Origin of the sequence: Niallia sp. FSL W8-1348 (genome assembly GCF_038006745.1) — a bacterium.
GTDB lineage: Bacteria > Bacillota > Bacilli > Bacillales > Cytobacillaceae > Niallia > Niallia alba.
The window spans coordinates 352,996-369,871 of record NZ_JBBOVV010000001.1 but is presented as its reverse complement, the minus strand read 5'-3'; the positions used below and the strand labels follow the sequence as shown (position 1 = coordinate 369,871).

Below are 16,876 nucleotides of genomic sequence, written 5' to 3'. Positions count from 1 at the left end.
TTCTTTTTATTTTGCACTAATTAATTTTCCTTCTCCAAATAATAAATCCCGATCTGTATATTTTGTTTATGATTACCGAAATGTTCCCCGAATAAAGTTAAGCCTCCGACTCTTTCTGAATCTTCTTCCACAGCAATTTTCAATGATAGAAATGGCGAGTTTTCTAGCTGTAAATCATTGATGGTTATACTAGAGAACGGTTCCCCATCAATTCCTGTGTCCATTTTATTTACGCGAATCGTTTTTAAGAGACCATATTGACTAAATTTATCATTCCACCATTTTGGGGTATAGCGACCTCGCACATCTGAGAAATTCCCAGGTACGGTGTAAGTGCCGAGCTTGACCTTATTTAAGTAAAAAGTGATGTCACTAGGCCATACGTTATTGGAAATCGGAAACTCAGAGGCGAGCTCTAGACTAATCTCGACCATTTCTGGGATTTGATTTGGTCCAAGCAAGTTAGGTATTTTGTATTCTACATATCCTTGTGATAACCATAAGAGCTGCGCATCCACTCTTTGAGCATCCATAAAATATTTAGGATCATCTGCTTTACCGATTATTTCTTTTTCAGTTGCGATTCCACAAGTCGGTTTTGCAGAGAAATCAGTATAATGGCCAATTTTTAAATCAGTAAGATGAAGTAAATATTCTTTAAATATTTTTCTCGGAAAATGGATTTCAATATTATCTATTGCTAAATAGACAATTTTTTGTAGACCTGATTTTCCGGGAGCTCTTTCTGATTTTACGATACCAGCTTCTTCTAGCTTTTGGATATGGCGTGTAACAATGGCGGCACTTATGCCTAAATGTCTAGCTAAATCGGATATATTCATGTTGTTTTTAGAGAGAATTTCAATGATTTCAATTCTTGTTTCACTAGCGAGTGCTTGATAAATATGAAAATAATCTTTTGAAATTTGAATTTGCATAGGCATCTCCTTTAACTTTATAGTTAAACATTAGCTTGCCTACTTATTTTAGCATTCATAGTGTTTAACCACAATAGAAAACACAAAAAATATTGTTAAAATAAGATTGACAACGCTTTCCTATGTTGTTAAATTAATAGTGTAAAGTGCTTTATTTAATAATCTTTAACTTTTTAGTTAAAGAATTTGATTGTGTGATGAGTTAAATAAAAAGGAGGAATTATTGTGGGGGCAAAGAGAAAGCTTTGGAAGTATGTTGGAGTAATCGGACTGTCGATTGGTATTTTAGCAGGCTGTGGAGATTCAGAAGCTAGTAGCAGTGCCAAAAATGAAATTACGTTTTGGAATCCATTCACAGGGCCAGATGGGAAAAACATGCAGGCTATGGTAAACGAATATAATAAAACGAATCCTGAGTACAAAATCAAAAACGTTTCTTTAAAAGAAGGGGACATGTATACAAAAATTCCAACGATTGTAAACTCTAAAAAGAATATTCCAGATTTAACAATTGTCCATGCTGAGCGAATTAAACAGTTCAAAGATAATGATATGTTAACTTCTTATAATGAATTGCTCACAGATTTCCCAGAAATTAATGGAGATAATTATGTAGCAGAGGCTTGGAAGATTGGAGAACTAGATTCAGAACGTTATAGTATTCCGTTAGATATTCATACATTCGGACTTTACTATAACAAAGACTTAGTGGATAAATATTTGCCAACAGCATTGGATGATAATATTGTAACATTTGATGAGATTAAGCAAGTTGGAGAGAAAGCACAAAAAGATAAAATTAGAACATTAGGGGTAACATGGCTAAAACCTAACTTCTTGTCACTATATGCACAAAATGGTGGAGAGTTAACAGAAGATGGCATTCAGCCAACTTTAGTTAACCAAGCAGCGAAAGATACTTTTAATCTGTGGAGAGATTATGTGAAGGCTGGTTATACAACAAAGGATGGAGAAGATCCAACACAAATGTTCTTAACTGGAAAAGTTGTTTTTCTTCCAGAAGGAATTTGGATGCAAAACCAAATTAAAGAGTCAAAGGTAAATTGGGGATTAACAAATGCTCCTCAATTATCAGATGACTTATCTAAAGCAGTGAACTGGTCTTCTTCTCACCAATTTGTCATGTTGAAAGATGATTCTCGAAGCGATGAAAAAGAAAAAGGTGTCGTTGAGTTTTTAGACTGGGTTCGTGATAACTCAATGGAATGGGCAAAATCCGGACAAAATCCAGCAACACTTTCTCTTTTAGAAAATGAAGAATATAAAGCAATGCCACAATCATTTTTCTTAGCAACACCAGAACAACAAGCAACATTAAAAATCTTTGACTACAAATACAATGGCTATGTTTCTGAGTTACTTGATTCTAAAGCTGGCGATGTTGTTTTCTCAAAAGCAGAAACAGATAAAGCGTTAGAGGATATGGAAAAAGAAATATCTGCTAAGGTAGCAAAAGATAATACGAATAAATAATTTTAAGCGAAAATGAAAGTATTTTCTTTGAGTTTTGATGCTAGAAATCAATGGCTGTTTTAAAAGATACTAAAACACCTGAAGACGCCAAGGGAATTAGCGAGTCAGGAGAAACCCCAATGAAAGTGAAGTGTATTTTGATCACGGGTAATCTCAACAATCTTTAATAAAACAGCCAAATCAATAAACATAGTAAGGCAGCCTAAATACAGAAACCAAAATTGCTAGTAGGTAAACTTATGTATTTGGGCTGTAACCTTAAAATGTATAAGATCTACGAATCTTATTCTAATAGAAGCAAGAGGAAAGGAAGTAGGGCGTATGGAAACGGTTCCCGCTACGAAAAATGTGAAACAAATGAATATAAAAAAGTCTAGGAATACCTCCTTTGCACCATGGCTATTTTTAGCACCTCATTTGATCATTTTTGGAGTGTTTTTTCTGATTCCAATCTTTTTTGGAATCTATATTTCTTTTACAGAATGGGATTTGATTAGTTCCCCGACCTTTGTTGGATTGGATAATTATAAAGAATTATTACTTCAATCTGATTCCGTCTTTTATGAACAACTTCATAATGGTTTAAAAAACACCTTTTTATTTGTTCTATTTACCGTCCCATTTTGTATTATTGTACCTCTGCTTCTTGCAGCAGCATTAAATACAAAACCAACTCTATGGAAAGTATTTCAGTCTTTATTCTATTTACCATCGTTATTCGCGATTTCTGCAGTCATCATAATTTGGGGACTTATGTTTAATGTAACGTATGGTCCAATTAATAATATTTTCAATCTTGAAACAGTTTGGACTGGTACACAGCCATATGCATGGATTGCGCTAGTAGCTGTAACAGTTTGGTGGACGATTGGTGGAAATATGATTATTTACCAAGCGGCGTTGAACGGAATTCCGAAAGATTATTATGAAGCAGCAGATATTGATGGCGCTTCTTCTTTCCAGAAATTTATTAAGATTACCCTTCCGAGTATTAAAGGGCAACTTCTTTATACGGTTGTAATCACAACGATTGCTCAATTTAACGTTTATGGTCAGCCATTAATGTTAACTGGTGGTGGTCCAACAGACTCAACGAGAGTGTTATTAATGGATATTCAGCAAAATGCCTTTGGTTCAGGTCAATCGATTGCTGGGATCTCGTCTGCAATGGCTGTTATTCTTGGACTTTGTATAATGGTTGTTGCATCATTACAATTCTTTTTCTTAAGAGAGAGAAAGAATTAATTAGAGGAGGAGGAAGAGTATGGACAGTAAAAGAAGCAATCCAATACCTAAAATAATCGCGTTTGCCTTTTTGCTTATCATGGCTGTGATTTGGATTATTCCTTTATTATGGGGAGTTGTAACCTCCTTTAAATCAGAAATAGAACTACAAACAGTGGGATTTAAATTTCTTCCGATTGAATGGGTGCTTACAAATTACACAACATTATTAGTTGATAATGCAAGTACACCATTGATTCGCTGGTTTACAAACTCACTTGTTATTTCCCTATCACATACATTATTAGTTTTAATTGTTGTTACATTATCTGCTTTCGCTTTTAGTAGATTGAATTTTAAAGGGAAACATGGATTGTTTGCCTTTTTAATGGCAACGATGATGTTTCCAGGAGTAGTAAATCTTATTCCTCTTTATAAAATCATCGATGTCCTTGGTTGGGTAAATTCACCGATTGCCATGATAGTTCCTGGAGCAGCAGGTGTATTTAATATCTTTCTAGTAAGACAATTTATGAATAATATTCCGCTCGAATTTGATGAAGCTGCCCGTATGGATGGTGCAAATGATTTTCAAATTTTAGGAAAAGTAATTTTACCATTGATTAAACCGGTTCTCTTAGTTGTTTCCCTATTCTCCTTTACGGGATCATGGAACGATTTCTTATGGCCATCCATTGTATTTAATGATATAGATAAGATGCCAATTACACCAGGTCTTCAATTATTACAAGGGATGTATCAAGCACAACCAACCTTATTAATGGCAGGAGCATTGGTTGCGATTATTCCAACCTTTATCTTGTATCTATTTGCACAGAAATATTTCTTAGAATCTATGTCCCTATCCGCTGGGGTGAAAGGATAATGAATAGAAAGCTAGAAAGAAATTTAGTAAGAATAGTAGGGATATGGCAAATCATCGATGGTCTTTTTACGATCTTACTTTATGGAACATTAAAAAAGGTCGAAGGTGCAAAGCTTGTTGAAGACTCTGGTTTTGCTTATATGAAAGCGATGGAATCTTATGTTGGAAGTATCTATATATTTATAGGTATGTTTGGCGCCCTGTTAATTGGTTTGGGGTTAATTAATTTAGTTTGTGCAAAGAAATATATGATAGATGATCAAGTCCATGTGAAGGTTGCAGTGTGGCTGTTCGTATGTGGAACGCTATCCTATATTATCATGGATATTATCAGTTTAGTTTTATGTATGTCAGCAGGTATCTTAGTTTTAGCAAAAAATAAAGGTATTCGAAAATTAAATATGACAAAAATGAAAGAGTCGGAGGTATAAATTAATGAATGAATTGCATCCAAATCCTCAATTTCACAGAGCGGAATGGGTTTCTTTAGACGGAGAATGGAAATTTGCTTTTGATGATAAAAAAGTAGGAGAGAAGGAGAGATGGTATGCATCTTTTCCAGAGAGTACACCAATAAATGTACCGTTCACTTATGAAACGAAAGCAAGTGGTATTAATCAACAAGAACACCACGAAACGGTTTGGTATGAAAGAACGATTACAATCGATGATACGAAAAAACATCCGATTGTCCATTTTGAAGGAGTAGATTATGAGGCATTTATCTATGTAAATGGTAATCTCGTAACCATCCATCAAGGAGGTTACCATGGTTTTTCTGTAGATGTAGCCGATTATGTGACATCTGGTGAGAATAAACTGACTGTTAAAGTCAAAGATTCCAAGGATTGTGCACAACCGAGAGGAAAACAGCGCTGGCATGATGAGAATTTTGGCTGCTGGTATGTTCAAACAACGGGAATATGGAAGTCCGTTTGGTTAGAATATGTAAATGAAGCTCACTTAAATCATGCAAAAATTACGCCATTATTTGATGAGCAAGAAATTGTGATTGAAGTAGAAACAACTGATATTCCGTTTACAGCAGAAGGATACAAAGTAGTGGCATCTATCCGATTTAATGGCAAAGTGATTAATGAATTAACTGCTAATATAGTTGATAATGCTGCTTCACTTAAAGGAAGTGTATTAGAAAGACTAGATCCATGGACAATGAAGGCTTGGAGTCCAGAAAATCCGAATCTATATGACCTGACTCTTAAATTGTACGATCAAGATGTATTACTTGATGAAGTTCAATCCTATTTTGGTATGCGTAAGATATCCATTGAAGGAAATAGAATCCTTCTTAATAATAGAGAGCTATATCAACGCTTAATTTTAGACCAAGGCTACTGGGAAGAATCGGATTTAACACCACCAAGTGTTGCGGCGTTAGAAGAAGATATCGATAAAGTATTAGAATTGGGATATAACGGAGTCCGGAAGCATCAAAAAGTAGAGGACAGTAGATTTTTATATTTAGCGGATAAAAAAGGTCTTCTTGTCTGGTTAGAAGTTGGTTCAACGTTTGGATTTAATGACAAAGCAATTCGTAATTTTTCCCATGAATGGTTGGAAATTGTGAAGCAAAATTACAACCATCCAAGTGTGATCACATGGGTACCATTTAATGAATCATGGGGAATTGGTAATATCCATCATGACAAGCAGCAACAGGCTTTTACGGAAAGTATCTATCATTTAACAAAAGCATATGATAGCAATCGCCCTGTTATCACAAATGATGGTTGGGAACATACTATTTCCGATATTATCACACTGCATGATTATGAAGAATACGGATCACTTCTTGCAAGCAGATATGAAGATAATGAAAAATTAATGTCTAATTCTATCCAGTTTAATAAAGGTTTTTATGCCTTTGCAGATGGTTATCCATATAAAGGTCAGCCGATCCTTATTTCTGAATTTGGCGGAATCGCTTTCCAAACAGAGGATGGTTGGGGCTATGGAAATCAAGTAAAGGATGAAGAAGCGTTTTTTAAACGTTTTGAAGATATCCATCATGCTGTTCAAGATTTAGAATATGTATGTGGTTATTGTTATACACAACTAACCGATGTACAACAAGAAGTAAACGGCTTGCTTACAATCGATAGAAAACCAAAAGTTTCCGTTGAGAGAGTAAGACAGGTAAATACCCGAAGATTATAATCATAGGAGTGTATAAAGATGACGAGACAAGAATATCCGCGCCCTCAGTTCGTGCGTGATCAGTGGATTAACTTAAATGGAACATGGCAATTTCAATTTGATGATGAGAATGTTGGAGAAAAAGAGCATTATTTTAATAAAGAAACACTTGATAAAGAAATTCAAGTACCGTTTGTTTACCAATCTACGTTAAGTGGGATTGGGGAAAGAACGGTTCATGAATATGTATGGTATAAGAAAGAAGTGGTTATCCCCAATGATCCTGGTAAAAGAACAATTTTGCATTTTGGTGCGGTCGACTACTATTGCAAAGTTTATGTGAACGGACAATTCGTGGGAGACCATGAAGGCGGACATACTTCGTTTTCATTTGATATTTCGAATTATTTAGCAGAAGAAAAACAAAGTATTACTGTTAAGGTCTATGATCCTTTAAAAGATGAAACAATCCCACGTGGCAAACAGTTTTGGGAAGATGAGCCACGAGCAATTTGGTATACGAATTCTACAGGAATTTGGCAAACTGTATGGGTGGAACAAGTAAATAAAGAACATATTGAAAAAGTTCGATTTACATCTGATCTTGATCACGGTGTCGTATGGATAGATTTTGCTTTAAATAAGGATACAGAAGTTTCAAAAGCTAATTATTATGTGAACTACAAAATGATGTTTAAGAATACTTTAATCGCAGAAGATCGAATTAAAATGAATAATATTGCCGAAAAACGAGCAGTTGACATTATCCAAAATAAAATTTTCCGTACGAATTTCCATGACGGCGGTTACACTTGGTCACCAGAACATCCAAATTTATTTGATGTTTCCATCGAGCTCTGTGATGAAAGTGGAACAGTTTTAGATAAAGTGGAATCCTATTTCGGCTATCGGAAAATTCATACCGAAAATGGAATGGTCTATTTAAATAATAAACCGTATTATCAGAAACTTGTGCTGGACCAAGGATATTGGCCAGAGGGACTTTTAACAGCGCCGAGAGCAGAAGATTATAAAAAAGATATCGAATTAGCGAAAGAAATGGGATTTAACGGATGTAGAAAACATCAAAAAACAGAAGATCCTCTCTTCTTACATTATGCAGATACATTAGGCTTTCTAGTCTGGGGAGAATGTGCATCAGCTCCTGTTTATACAAAAGAAGCCGCAACAAGATTAATGAAGGAATGGATGGAAATTGTGGAACGAGATTATAATCATCCATCCATTATCACTTGGGTACCACTAAACGAAAGCTGGGGTATTCCAGATATTCATTATGATAAAACACAGCAGCATTTTTCAACAACCATGTATCATATGCTCCATGCAATTGATGGGACACGACTAGTAATCTCTAATGACGGATGGGAAGCGACGGTTACAGATATTTGTGCGATTCACAATTACGGTCATGGGAATGCAGATGAAAAGGCAAAATATCAATATTTCAAGGAATCTATTTCAACTGTTGAAAATTTACTTACCCATGCCCATAGTAAATGGGAAGTGTATGCGGAAAATCACTCCCATCAAGGAGAACCAATTCTGTTAACAGAATTTGGAGGCATCGCATTTAAAATGGGCGATCAAAGTGGTTGGGGGTACACTTCTGTGGAGAATGCAGAAGATTATGTAACCGAATACCGCAAAATCATGGAAGCAATTTTCCAATCAAAAGGACTATGGGGCTATTGCTATACACAGCTAACAGATGTTGAACAAGAGATTAATGGTATTCTAACGTATAATCGCGTTCCAAAATGCGATTTAGCAAAGATTAAAGAGCTGAATAATTTGTTCTTTCCAGATCGATTGGCGATTAAGGGGTAAATGTTTCGTTAGTTACTATAATCAAGTTAGGGAACGGGGAACCGTTCCTTTCTTTTTGGATAGTATTATGTTAAAATGTTCAAGGCTCATGACAGCGAAAATGATGGATGGTTTAAAGTTATCCTGAGTTTCCTGACATGGGTTTTTATTTTGTTAACCCAAATATAAATAAACGAACTTATTAATTTCCAAAAGGAATACATAGCTATTTGGTATCAGGGTTTGATAAAATACAAAAGAATGAGTTTTAGTATAGGCTGTTTGGACGAACTTTATTTAAATAATAGGAACAATAATTAAAAAGTAGCCTTCGTTAAAATACAAATTTAACCGGCTATCGCTCTTAACGTTTGGAGGAAATAATGTGGCAGTAAAACAAATTGTAATGTTTCCAGATCCGGTATTAGAAACACCGTGCGAGGAAGTTACAGTCTTTGATAAAAAGTTAGCAAAACTATTAAATGATATGTATGAGACAATGATTGAATTTGATGGAGTAGGACTTGCCGCTCCGCAAATCGGTATCTCAAAACAAATTGCAGTAGTAGATATTGATGACGAAATGGGTACACTGGAATTAATTAACCCAAGACTATTAGAAATAAACGGCTCGCAAGTAGGACCTGAAGGGTGTTTAAGCTTTCCGGGATTATTTGGAGATGTCGAAAGACCTTTTTCCATAAAAGTAGAGGCTCAAAATAGAAAAGGGAAAAAATATATAATAGAAGCAGAAGAATATTTAGCGCGTGCTATTTTACATGAAATGGATCACTTAGATGGAGTACTATTTACTTCAAAAGTGATTCGTTATCTAGAGGAAGATGAGCTAGAAGGAGTGGAAACAAATGACTAAAGTAGTATTTATGGGAACGCCTGATTTTTCCGTTCCAGTATTACAAAGATTAATAGAAGAAAAGTATGATGTAATTGCGGTAGTTACACAGCCAGATAGACCTGTTGGCAGAAAAAAAGTACTCACCCCCCCTCCAGTAAAGGTGGAAGCTCTAAAACATAATATTCCAGTCTATCAACCAGAGAAAATTCGCCAATCAGAAGAGCTGAAAACAATTATCTCGCTTAACCCAGATATTATCGTAACGGCTGCTTTTGGTCAAATTCTACCGAAAGAACTATTGGATGCACCGAAATTTGGATGTGTAAATGTGCATGCTTCATTACTTCCAGAATTAAGAGGTGGAGCACCAATTCATTATAGTATTCTCCAGGGAAAAGAAAAAACAGGTATTACGATTATGTATATGGCAGAGAAATTAGATGCCGGTGATATTATTTCCGTAGCAGAAGTAGAAATTACGGAAGATGATACAGTTGGAACACTTCACGATAAATTAAGTAGTGTCGGAAGTGATTTATTATCGGCAACTTTGCCTAAACTGTTAGCAGGAGAAATTACGTCGATTCCTCAAAATGATGAGGAGGCTACATTTGCGCCAAACTTGAAACGTTCGGATGAAAAAATCGATTGGTCTGCTTCAGGAGAAGAAATTTATAACAAAATTCGTGGCTTAAATCCATGGCCGGTAGCCTTCACCCTTTATCAAGGGAATGTGATGAAAGTATGGGCTGGAAAGAAAGTTGCTAAAAAAATAGAGGCTGTTCCTGGAAAGATTGTAGAAATTACGGAACAAGGACCGGTTATTGCTACTGGAAATGATACGTATATTCAATTAACAGAAGTGCAGCCAGCAGGAAAGAAGAAAATGGATATTGGTCAATTTTTACGAGGTGCAGGCAGCAAAATGCAAGTAAATGAAATACTAGGAGTTACAAATGAAGAAAACTAGAAAAAATGTACGGGAAGCAGCATTAGATATCCTGGAAAGTATTCAAAAAAATCAAGCGTACAGTAATCTATTATTAAATACGACGATTAAAAAAAATGAGATTCCAACTAAAGATATCGGTTTGTTAACAGAAATCGTTTATGGAACGTTGCAACGAAAAATGGCTCTTGAATATTATCTTCGTCCTTTCCTTAATAAAGGAAAGAAAATAGAAGAATGGGTTTATATTCTCCTGCAAATGACTGTTTATCAGATTGTTTATTTGGATCGTATTCCAGATCATGCTGCAATAAACGAAGCGGTTGAAATTGCTAAAAAAAGAGGCCATAAGGGAATTAGTGGTTTTGTAAATGCGGTATTGCGAAATATGCTTAGACAAGGATTACCGTCTTTTAATGAGATTCAAGACGATATAGAAAGACTTTCGATTGAAACAAGCCATCCTCATTGGCTTGTCAAAAGATGGGTTGAGCAGCTTAGCTTAGAAGAAGCAAGGAAAATGTGCGAAATCAACTTAACAGCACCAACGCAAACAGCAAGGGTAAATACAACGAAAATCTCTGTCGACGAATGCTTAGCGCTCTTAATAGAAGAAGGCTTCCAAGTAGAAGTAAGTGCCGTAATTCCAGAAGGTATAAAAATTCTCCGAGGGAATGTAGCGCACTCGACAGTTTTTGAAAAAGGATATTTAACCATTCAGGATGAAAGCTCGATGATTGTTGCCTATGCTTTAGATGTAGACAAGCCTTATTCGGTATTGGATGCTTGTGCTGCACCAGGCGGTAAATCGACGCATATTGCTGAAAAGATGAACAAGGAAGGGAAAGTCCTTTCGATCGATCTACATGAGCATAAAGTAAAGCTAATTAAGCAAAATGCTGATCGCTTAGATTTACCAACGATTGAAACGAAAGCAATGGATTCAAGAAAGTTAGACAGTACGCTTGAAGCAGAAAGCTTTGACCGCATTCTGCTTGATGCCCCATGTTCAGGCTTTGGCGTCATGAGAAGAAAACCAGACATGAAATATACGAAAACAGAAGCAGACGTTGATCGACTACAGAAAATCCAATTAGATCTATTAACTTCTGTTTCCTCTCTTTTAAAAAAAGGTGGATTGTTAGTATATAGTACATGTACGATAGATAAAGCAGAAAACGAAGAAGTCGTTGAAAAGTTTTTGGCAGAGAATGTCCAGTTTGAAAGAGACTTAACACTTGCTGAACGATTACCATTAGATTTACAACAATATACAACAGGAAATGAGCTACAGATTTTACCGCAATATTTTGGGTCAGATGGCTTTTATATTGCAGCATTAAGAAAGAAGGTGCAATGATGGAACAAGTAAAAACATCATCAAGAAGAAGACAAAAAGAAGAACCAACGATTCCATCGATTTACTCGATGCAGTTGCAAGAATTAAAGGATTGGTTAACAGAACATAATGAAAAGGCATTTCGTGCCGACCAAATTTTTGAATGGCTTTATAAAAAGAGAGTAACCTCTTTTGAAGATATGTCCAACTTATCGAAAAATTTACGACTATTGCTACAAGAGCATTTTACAATTACGACATTAAACACACTTATTCAGCAAACATCTAATGATGGAACAATTAAATTTCTATTTGAATTACATGACGGTTACTCTATTGAAACAGTTTTAATGCGCCATGATTATGGTAACTCTGTATGTGTAACAACACAAGTAGGCTGTAGAATTGGCTGTACATTTTGTGCTTCTACTTTAGGTGGATTAAAAAGAAACTTAGAAGCAGGAGAAATCGTTGCTCAAGTCGTAAAAGTACAACAGGCATTAGATGAAATGGACGAGCGTGTTAGTTCGGTCGTAATCATGGGAATTGGGGAACCATTTGATAACTTTAATAATATGTTAAGTTTCCTAAAAATTATTAATCATGAACAAGCATTAAATATTGGAGCAAGACATATCACGGTATCTACTAGTGGAATTATCCCAAAAATTTATGAATTTGCTGATCAAAATATGCAAATTAATTTTGCTGTTTCCCTTCATGCGCCTAACACGGAGTTAAGAAGTAGACTAATGCCAATCAACAGAGCTTATAAACTGCCTGAACTAATCGAAGCAATCCGTTATTATGTTGATAAAACAGGAAGAAGAGTGAGCTTTGAATATGGTTTGTTTGGAAATGTAAATGATCAAGTAGAACATGCAGAAGAGCTAGCAGAGCTTGTCAAAGGAATAAAGTGTCATGTCAACTTAATTCCTGTAAACTATGTACCAGAAAGAGATTATGTAAGAACACCGAAAGATCAAATCTTTTTATTTGAAAAAACGTTAAAGAAACATGGAGTAAATGTTACAATCCGTCGTGAGCAAGGTTCAGATATCGATGCTGCATGTGGACAGCTTCGTGCGAAGGAGAGAAAAGAAGAGACGAGGTGATCACCTTTGAGTCAAATTTTTATGACTGATAAGGGGAAAGTTAGACAACATAATGAGGATAGTGGAGCGATTATAAGAAATAAAAGCGGTCAACGCCTTGCCATCGTAGCAGATGGCATGGGCGGACACCGTGCTGGTGATGTTGCAAGCTCACTTACTGTTGAAAAACTGACAGAACTTTGGAACATGGTAGAGGAAATGAAAACAGCAGATGAAGCAGAAAACTGGTTAAAAGCGAATATTTTAAAAGTAAATCAGTATGTCTTTGATTATGCATCTACACATCCAGAATGTGAAGGTATGGGGACGACGATAATTGGTGTGATTAGTACAGAAAATTTTGCTACGATCGCACACGTTGGAGACAGCAGATGCTATCTTTATAACGAAGATGGCTTTAAACAAATTACAGAAGATCATTCCTTAGTAAATGAATTAGTTCGTATGGGGCAGATTTCCAAAGAAGCTGCTGAGCACCATCCACGAAAAAATGTCGTTTTACGAGCGCTTGGAACAGATGCTCAATTAGATATTGATGTGATGACTATTGTATTTGAAGAAGGAGACATCATATTTATTTGTTCAGATGGGTTATCGAATAAAGTAACAGATCAACAAATTAAAGAAATCCTTGAAAAAGAGAATACACTTGAGGAACAAGCTTCCACATTAATTGAAACTGCTAATATAAATGGCGGAGAAGATAATATCACGGTTGTTATATTAGAGCATGGGGATGGTCATCAAGCAGGTGAAGTGCAATGATGATTGGTAAAAGAATAAGTGGTCGTTATAAGGTTTTAGATATGGTTGGCGGAGGTGGAATGGCAAACGTCTATCTTGCGCATGATATGATTCTTGATCGCGATGTAGCTGTTAAAATGCTAAGACTCGATTATGTTAATGATGAAGAATTTATTAAACGATTTCATCGCGAAGCACAATCAGCAACAAGCTTAGCTCATCCGAATATTGTCAATATTTATGATGTTGGGGAAGAAGGAGACATCTATTATATTGTTATGGAATATGTGGAAGGCGATACATTAAAGCAGTATATACATAAACATTCACCGCTTTCTGTAGAAACAGTTATTGCAATTATGCAACAAATAACCTCTGCAATTGCACATGCTCATCAAAATAATATAATTCATCGGGATATTAAACCGCATAATATTTTAATAGATAAAGATGGGAATGTAAAAGTAACGGATTTTGGAATTGCAATGGCATTGAGTGCGACAAGTATTACCCAAACAAATTCTGTACTGGGTTCAGTTCATTATTTATCTCCGGAGCAGGCACGTGGGGGGATGGCGAATAAAAAATCAGATATTTATTCACTTGGGATTGTGATGTTCGAATTATTGACAGGGAGACTTCCCTTTTCAGGAGAATCCGCTGTTTCCATTGCGTTAAAGCATTTACAATCCGAAACACCTAGTGTCAGAAGATGGAATGAAGTAATTCCACAAAGTGTGGAAAACATCGTCTTAAAAGCTACTGCAAAAGATCCTTTTTATCGATACAATAGTATGGAAGAAATGTCAGAGGATTTGCGTACTGCTCTTGATGAAGAAAGAATGGATGAATCCAAGTTTTCGATACCGGTTGATGACGAAGCTACAAAAGCAATTCCGGTTATTACAAATGATGGTTTATATAAAAATTTCGATGAAACAATTGTTCATAAAAATGAGAAAGAAGTCCCGGCAAAACAGCAGGTAAACGAAAAACCAAAAAAGCCGGAAAAGAAAGAGAAAAAGAAAAAAGAAAAGAAAAAAGGTAAAAAAATAGCGGCAATTATTATTTCGACGTTTCTTGCATTGATTTTGATAATGGGACTAGTTATTTTCGTACTACCAGATTTACTTGCTCCTGATGATATAGTAGTTCCTGATGTTACTGGTCTTGAAGTAGATGCAGCAAAGACGGCGCTAGAGGATAAAGGATTTGTAGTGTCAGATACTATCACTTTGAATAGCGATGAGGTAGAAAAAGGTCATGTTATTAAAACAAGCCCTAGTGCAGGAAGCGCACGTAGAGAAGGAACAGAAATTGTCATTTACGAAAGCCTTGGAAAAGAAACAGTTGTTTTAAGTGATTATGTAGGCAGGAAATATGATGATGTTGTGAAGCTATTAGAATCAGAAGGCTTTGATTTTAAAGATATTGATCCAATAGAGGTATTCGATGATAGTGAACCAGGAACAATATTAGAACAGAATTTTGATCCAAATGAGGAAGTAGTGCCAAGTGAAACATCTTTAGAGTTTACAATTAGTAAAGGCGTCGAGTTAATTAGCATAAAAGATTTATCCGATTATACGAAAAAAGAAGTAAATGATTATGTTGATGCTGTTGGGTTGACCGTAAAATTTACGGAAGAGTATAGTGATTCCGTAGAAAAAGGACTTGTTATTTCCCAATCTCCAGAGGCTCGAACTAACTTGAAAAAAGGAACAGAAATTTCTGTTGTTCTTTCTAAAGGAAAGAAAGAAGTCCAACCGAAAGAAGTAATGAAAGAAATTTCGATACCGTATGAGCCAACTGAAATGACTCCGGATGGAAAGCCTGTAGAACAAACAGTAAGAATTTATATTGGCGATTTTAATAATAGTATGACAGAACCTGCTGAAACGTTTACGATTACGGAGAATACCAAAAAGACAATCTATCTTCAAATTCCCGAGGGACAAAAAGGCTATTATCGAGTGCAAATTGACAGTGTTGTCATCCTTGATGAGGAAGTTCCTTATCCAAACTAATAGACGTTCGTATGTGGTTTGAATTTAGAAAGAAAGGGAATGCTTTTTTAGAATGTGGTTTTCTAAAAGACTGTTGTTCTTTCACATAGTTTTTTGAAACATACTAGAACTTTTTAAAAGAGAGCTATAGTAGTAAGGAGCGTTATATTTATGCCCAAAGGCAAAATCATTAAAGCATTAAGTGGATTTTATTATGTATTAAGTGAGGGTCAATTAATACAATGCCGCGGAAGAGGGGTTTTTCGAAAAAATAAGATTACCCCTTTAGTAGGGGATGAAGTCGTTTTTCAGGCGGAAAACGAAACAGATGGCTATCTTTTAGAAGTAAGCGAAAGAAAAAATGAATTAGTAAGACCACCAATTGCCAATGTTGATCAGGCTATTCTTGTATTTTCGAGTGTGGAGCCTGAGTTTAGTACAGCTTTATTGGATCGTTTTCTTGTATTAATTGAATATAACAGAATAGATCCAGTCATCTGTATTACCAAAATGGATTTGGCGAGTAGCCATGAGGCGGAAAAAATGAAAGAATTTGCAGCACAATATGAGGCAATTGGATATCCTGTTATTTTAACCTCTTCTGAGACAGAATTAGGAGTAGAGCAGTTACTTCCTTATGTTAAGGATAAAATATCAGTATTTGCAGGACAATCAGGTGTAGGAAAGTCTTCTTTATTAAATGTAATAAGACCTGATTTAGAACTAAAAACAAATGAAATCTCTTCCCATTTAGGAAGAGGAAAGCATACAACTCGACATGTAGAGCTTATCTCAATCGGAGACGGTCTTATCGCCGATACACCAGGTTTTAGTTCCCTTGAGTTTATGGAAATCGAAGCAGAAGAGTTGAATTATTGTTTTCCCGAAATAGAAAAAACAAGCGAAAACTGCAAATTTAGAGGCTGTCTTCATCTTTCAGAACCAAAATGTGCAGTTAAAGAAGCCGTCGAAAACAATGAAATCCCATTATATCGTTATGAGCATTACAAAGATTTTCTCCAAGAAATTAGAGATAGAAAACCTCGGTATTAGTTTTTTTGCTGGTTTCTAAAGGATTGTTGTCTTAACGCGAGCCTCACGGAAAGCGAAGTGTATTCCGGCTGCGGAGAATAACCACAAACTTTACGAAACCAGCCTAGTTTTTTAATGGTTGTTTCGATTCAAAAGAAAACATTTTGCAGGATCAAAATACAGCTAAAGAGCATTTAAACAATCAAATTCAATTAAGTTAGAATGTACCTTTTAAAAGCAGATTCTTTATCTATAGCGCTATGTTTAGTTTTAAACATAGGCATATAAAAAAGAGTCTGCATTTTT

14 protein-coding genes are annotated in these 16,876 nt (G+C 35.5%); 13 read left to right on the top strand and 1 reads right to left on the bottom strand.

All coding sequences use genetic code 11. The features are described 5' to 3' along the window. Positions 1-20 precede the first annotated feature (20 nt). A complete protein-coding gene (locus tag NST60_RS01920) occupies positions 21-938 on the bottom strand; it encodes an ArsR/SmtB family transcription factor (protein ID WP_016201056.1) in 918 nt (305 codons plus the stop codon). 225 nt (positions 939-1,163) lie between these two features. Here NST60_RS01920 and NST60_RS01915 point away from each other — a divergent pair, with 225 nt between their 5' ends. The 13 genes from NST60_RS01915 to rsgA all read left to right on the top strand — a co-directional run bounded on the left by NST60_RS01915 (position 1,164) and on the right by rsgA (position 16,591). Beyond that, entirely contained in the window at positions 1,164-2,432 is a 1,269-nt protein-coding gene (locus tag NST60_RS01915; RefSeq protein WP_169188358.1) for an extracellular solute-binding protein, read from the top strand. 321 nt (positions 2,433-2,753) lie between these two features. Beyond that, a complete protein-coding gene (locus NST60_RS01910) occupies positions 2,754-3,677 on the top strand; it encodes a carbohydrate ABC transporter permease (protein WP_318010483.1) in 924 nt (307 codons plus the stop codon). A 19-nt stretch (positions 3,678-3,696) separates the two neighbouring features. Beyond that, positions 3,697-4,542 (top strand): carbohydrate ABC transporter permease, encoded by an 846-nt coding sequence (locus NST60_RS01905; RefSeq protein WP_016201059.1) that lies wholly within the window; start codon positions 3,697-3,699, stop codon positions 4,540-4,542. Next, a complete protein-coding gene (locus NST60_RS01900; RefSeq protein WP_016201060.1) occupies positions 4,542-4,973 on the top strand; it encodes a hypothetical protein in 432 nt (143 codons plus the stop codon). The genes NST60_RS01905 and NST60_RS01900 overlap by 1 nt, the downstream gene beginning before the upstream one ends. 4 nt (positions 4,974-4,977) lie before the next feature. After that, positions 4,978-6,720, top strand: a complete 1,743-nt coding sequence (locus tag NST60_RS01895; RefSeq protein ID WP_169188360.1) for a glycoside hydrolase family 2 protein — start codon at positions 4,978-4,980, stop codon at positions 6,718-6,720. Between the two features lie 18 nt (positions 6,721-6,738). Next, positions 6,739-8,550, top strand: coding sequence for a glycoside hydrolase family 2 protein (locus NST60_RS01890; protein WP_016201062.1), 1,812 nt, complete (start codon positions 6,739-6,741; stop codon positions 8,548-8,550). 364 nt (positions 8,551-8,914) lie between these two features. Beyond that, a complete protein-coding gene (gene def, locus NST60_RS01885; protein ID WP_016201063.1) occupies positions 8,915-9,403 on the top strand; it encodes a peptide deformylase in 489 nt (162 codons plus the stop codon). Then, positions 9,396-10,355, top strand: a complete 960-nt coding sequence (gene fmt / locus NST60_RS01880) for a methionyl-tRNA formyltransferase (RefSeq protein ID WP_016201064.1) — start codon at positions 9,396-9,398, stop codon at positions 10,353-10,355. The genes def and fmt overlap by 8 nt, the downstream gene beginning before the upstream one ends. Beyond that, entirely contained in the window at positions 10,342-11,694 is a 1,353-nt protein-coding gene (gene rsmB, locus NST60_RS01875) for a 16S rRNA (cytosine(967)-C(5))-methyltransferase RsmB (RefSeq protein ID WP_016201065.1), read from the top strand. Before fmt ends, rsmB begins: the two co-directional genes overlap by 14 nt. Then, positions 11,691-12,788, top strand: coding sequence for a 23S rRNA (adenine(2503)-C(2))-methyltransferase RlmN (rlmN, locus tag NST60_RS01870; RefSeq protein ID WP_101730040.1), 1,098 nt, complete (start codon positions 11,691-11,693; stop codon positions 12,786-12,788). The genes rsmB and rlmN overlap by 4 nt, the downstream gene beginning before the upstream one ends. Positions 12,789-12,794: 6 nt before the next feature. After that, positions 12,795-13,553 (top strand): Stp1/IreP family PP2C-type Ser/Thr phosphatase, encoded by a 759-nt coding sequence (locus tag NST60_RS01865; protein WP_101730039.1) that lies wholly within the window; start codon positions 12,795-12,797, stop codon positions 13,551-13,553. After that, complete coding sequence (pknB, locus tag NST60_RS01860) at positions 13,550-15,559, top strand: Stk1 family PASTA domain-containing Ser/Thr kinase (RefSeq protein WP_145999682.1); 2,010 nt, start codon at positions 13,550-13,552, stop codon at positions 15,557-15,559. The genes NST60_RS01865 and pknB overlap by 4 nt, the downstream gene beginning before the upstream one ends. A 150-nt stretch (positions 15,560-15,709) precedes the next feature. Next, on the top strand, positions 15,710-16,591 hold the full coding sequence (gene rsgA / locus NST60_RS01855) for a ribosome small subunit-dependent GTPase A (RefSeq protein WP_101730038.1): 882 nt from the start codon (positions 15,710-15,712) through the stop codon (positions 16,589-16,591). The last annotated feature ends 285 nt before the right edge of the window (positions 16,592-16,876 follow it).

Coding starts and splice junctions, on each gene's coding strand:
- NST60_RS01920 (WP_016201056.1), bottom strand. CDS start 938: ATGCAAATTCAAATTTCAAAAGATTATTTTCATATTTATCAAGCACTC.
- NST60_RS01910 (WP_318010483.1), top strand. CDS start 2,754: ATGGAAACGGTTCCCGCTACGAAAAATGTGAAACAAATGAATATAAAA.
- NST60_RS01905 (WP_016201059.1), top strand. CDS start 3,697: ATGGACAGTAAAAGAAGCAATCCAATACCTAAAATAATCGCGTTTGCC.
- NST60_RS01900 (WP_016201060.1), top strand. CDS start 4,542: ATGAATAGAAAGCTAGAAAGAAATTTAGTAAGAATAGTAGGGATATGG.
- NST60_RS01895 (WP_169188360.1), top strand. CDS start 4,978: ATGAATGAATTGCATCCAAATCCTCAATTTCACAGAGCGGAATGGGTT.
- NST60_RS01890 (WP_016201062.1), top strand. CDS start 6,739: ATGACGAGACAAGAATATCCGCGCCCTCAGTTCGTGCGTGATCAGTGG.
- fmt (WP_016201064.1), top strand. CDS start 9,396: ATGACTAAAGTAGTATTTATGGGAACGCCTGATTTTTCCGTTCCAGTA.
- rsmB (WP_016201065.1), top strand. CDS start 10,342: ATGAAGAAAACTAGAAAAAATGTACGGGAAGCAGCATTAGATATCCTG.
- rlmN (WP_101730040.1), top strand. CDS start 11,691: ATGATGGAACAAGTAAAAACATCATCAAGAAGAAGACAAAAAGAAGAA.
- pknB (WP_145999682.1), top strand. CDS start 13,550: ATGATGATTGGTAAAAGAATAAGTGGTCGTTATAAGGTTTTAGATATG.
- rsgA (WP_101730038.1), top strand. CDS start 15,710: ATGCCCAAAGGCAAAATCATTAAAGCATTAAGTGGATTTTATTATGTA.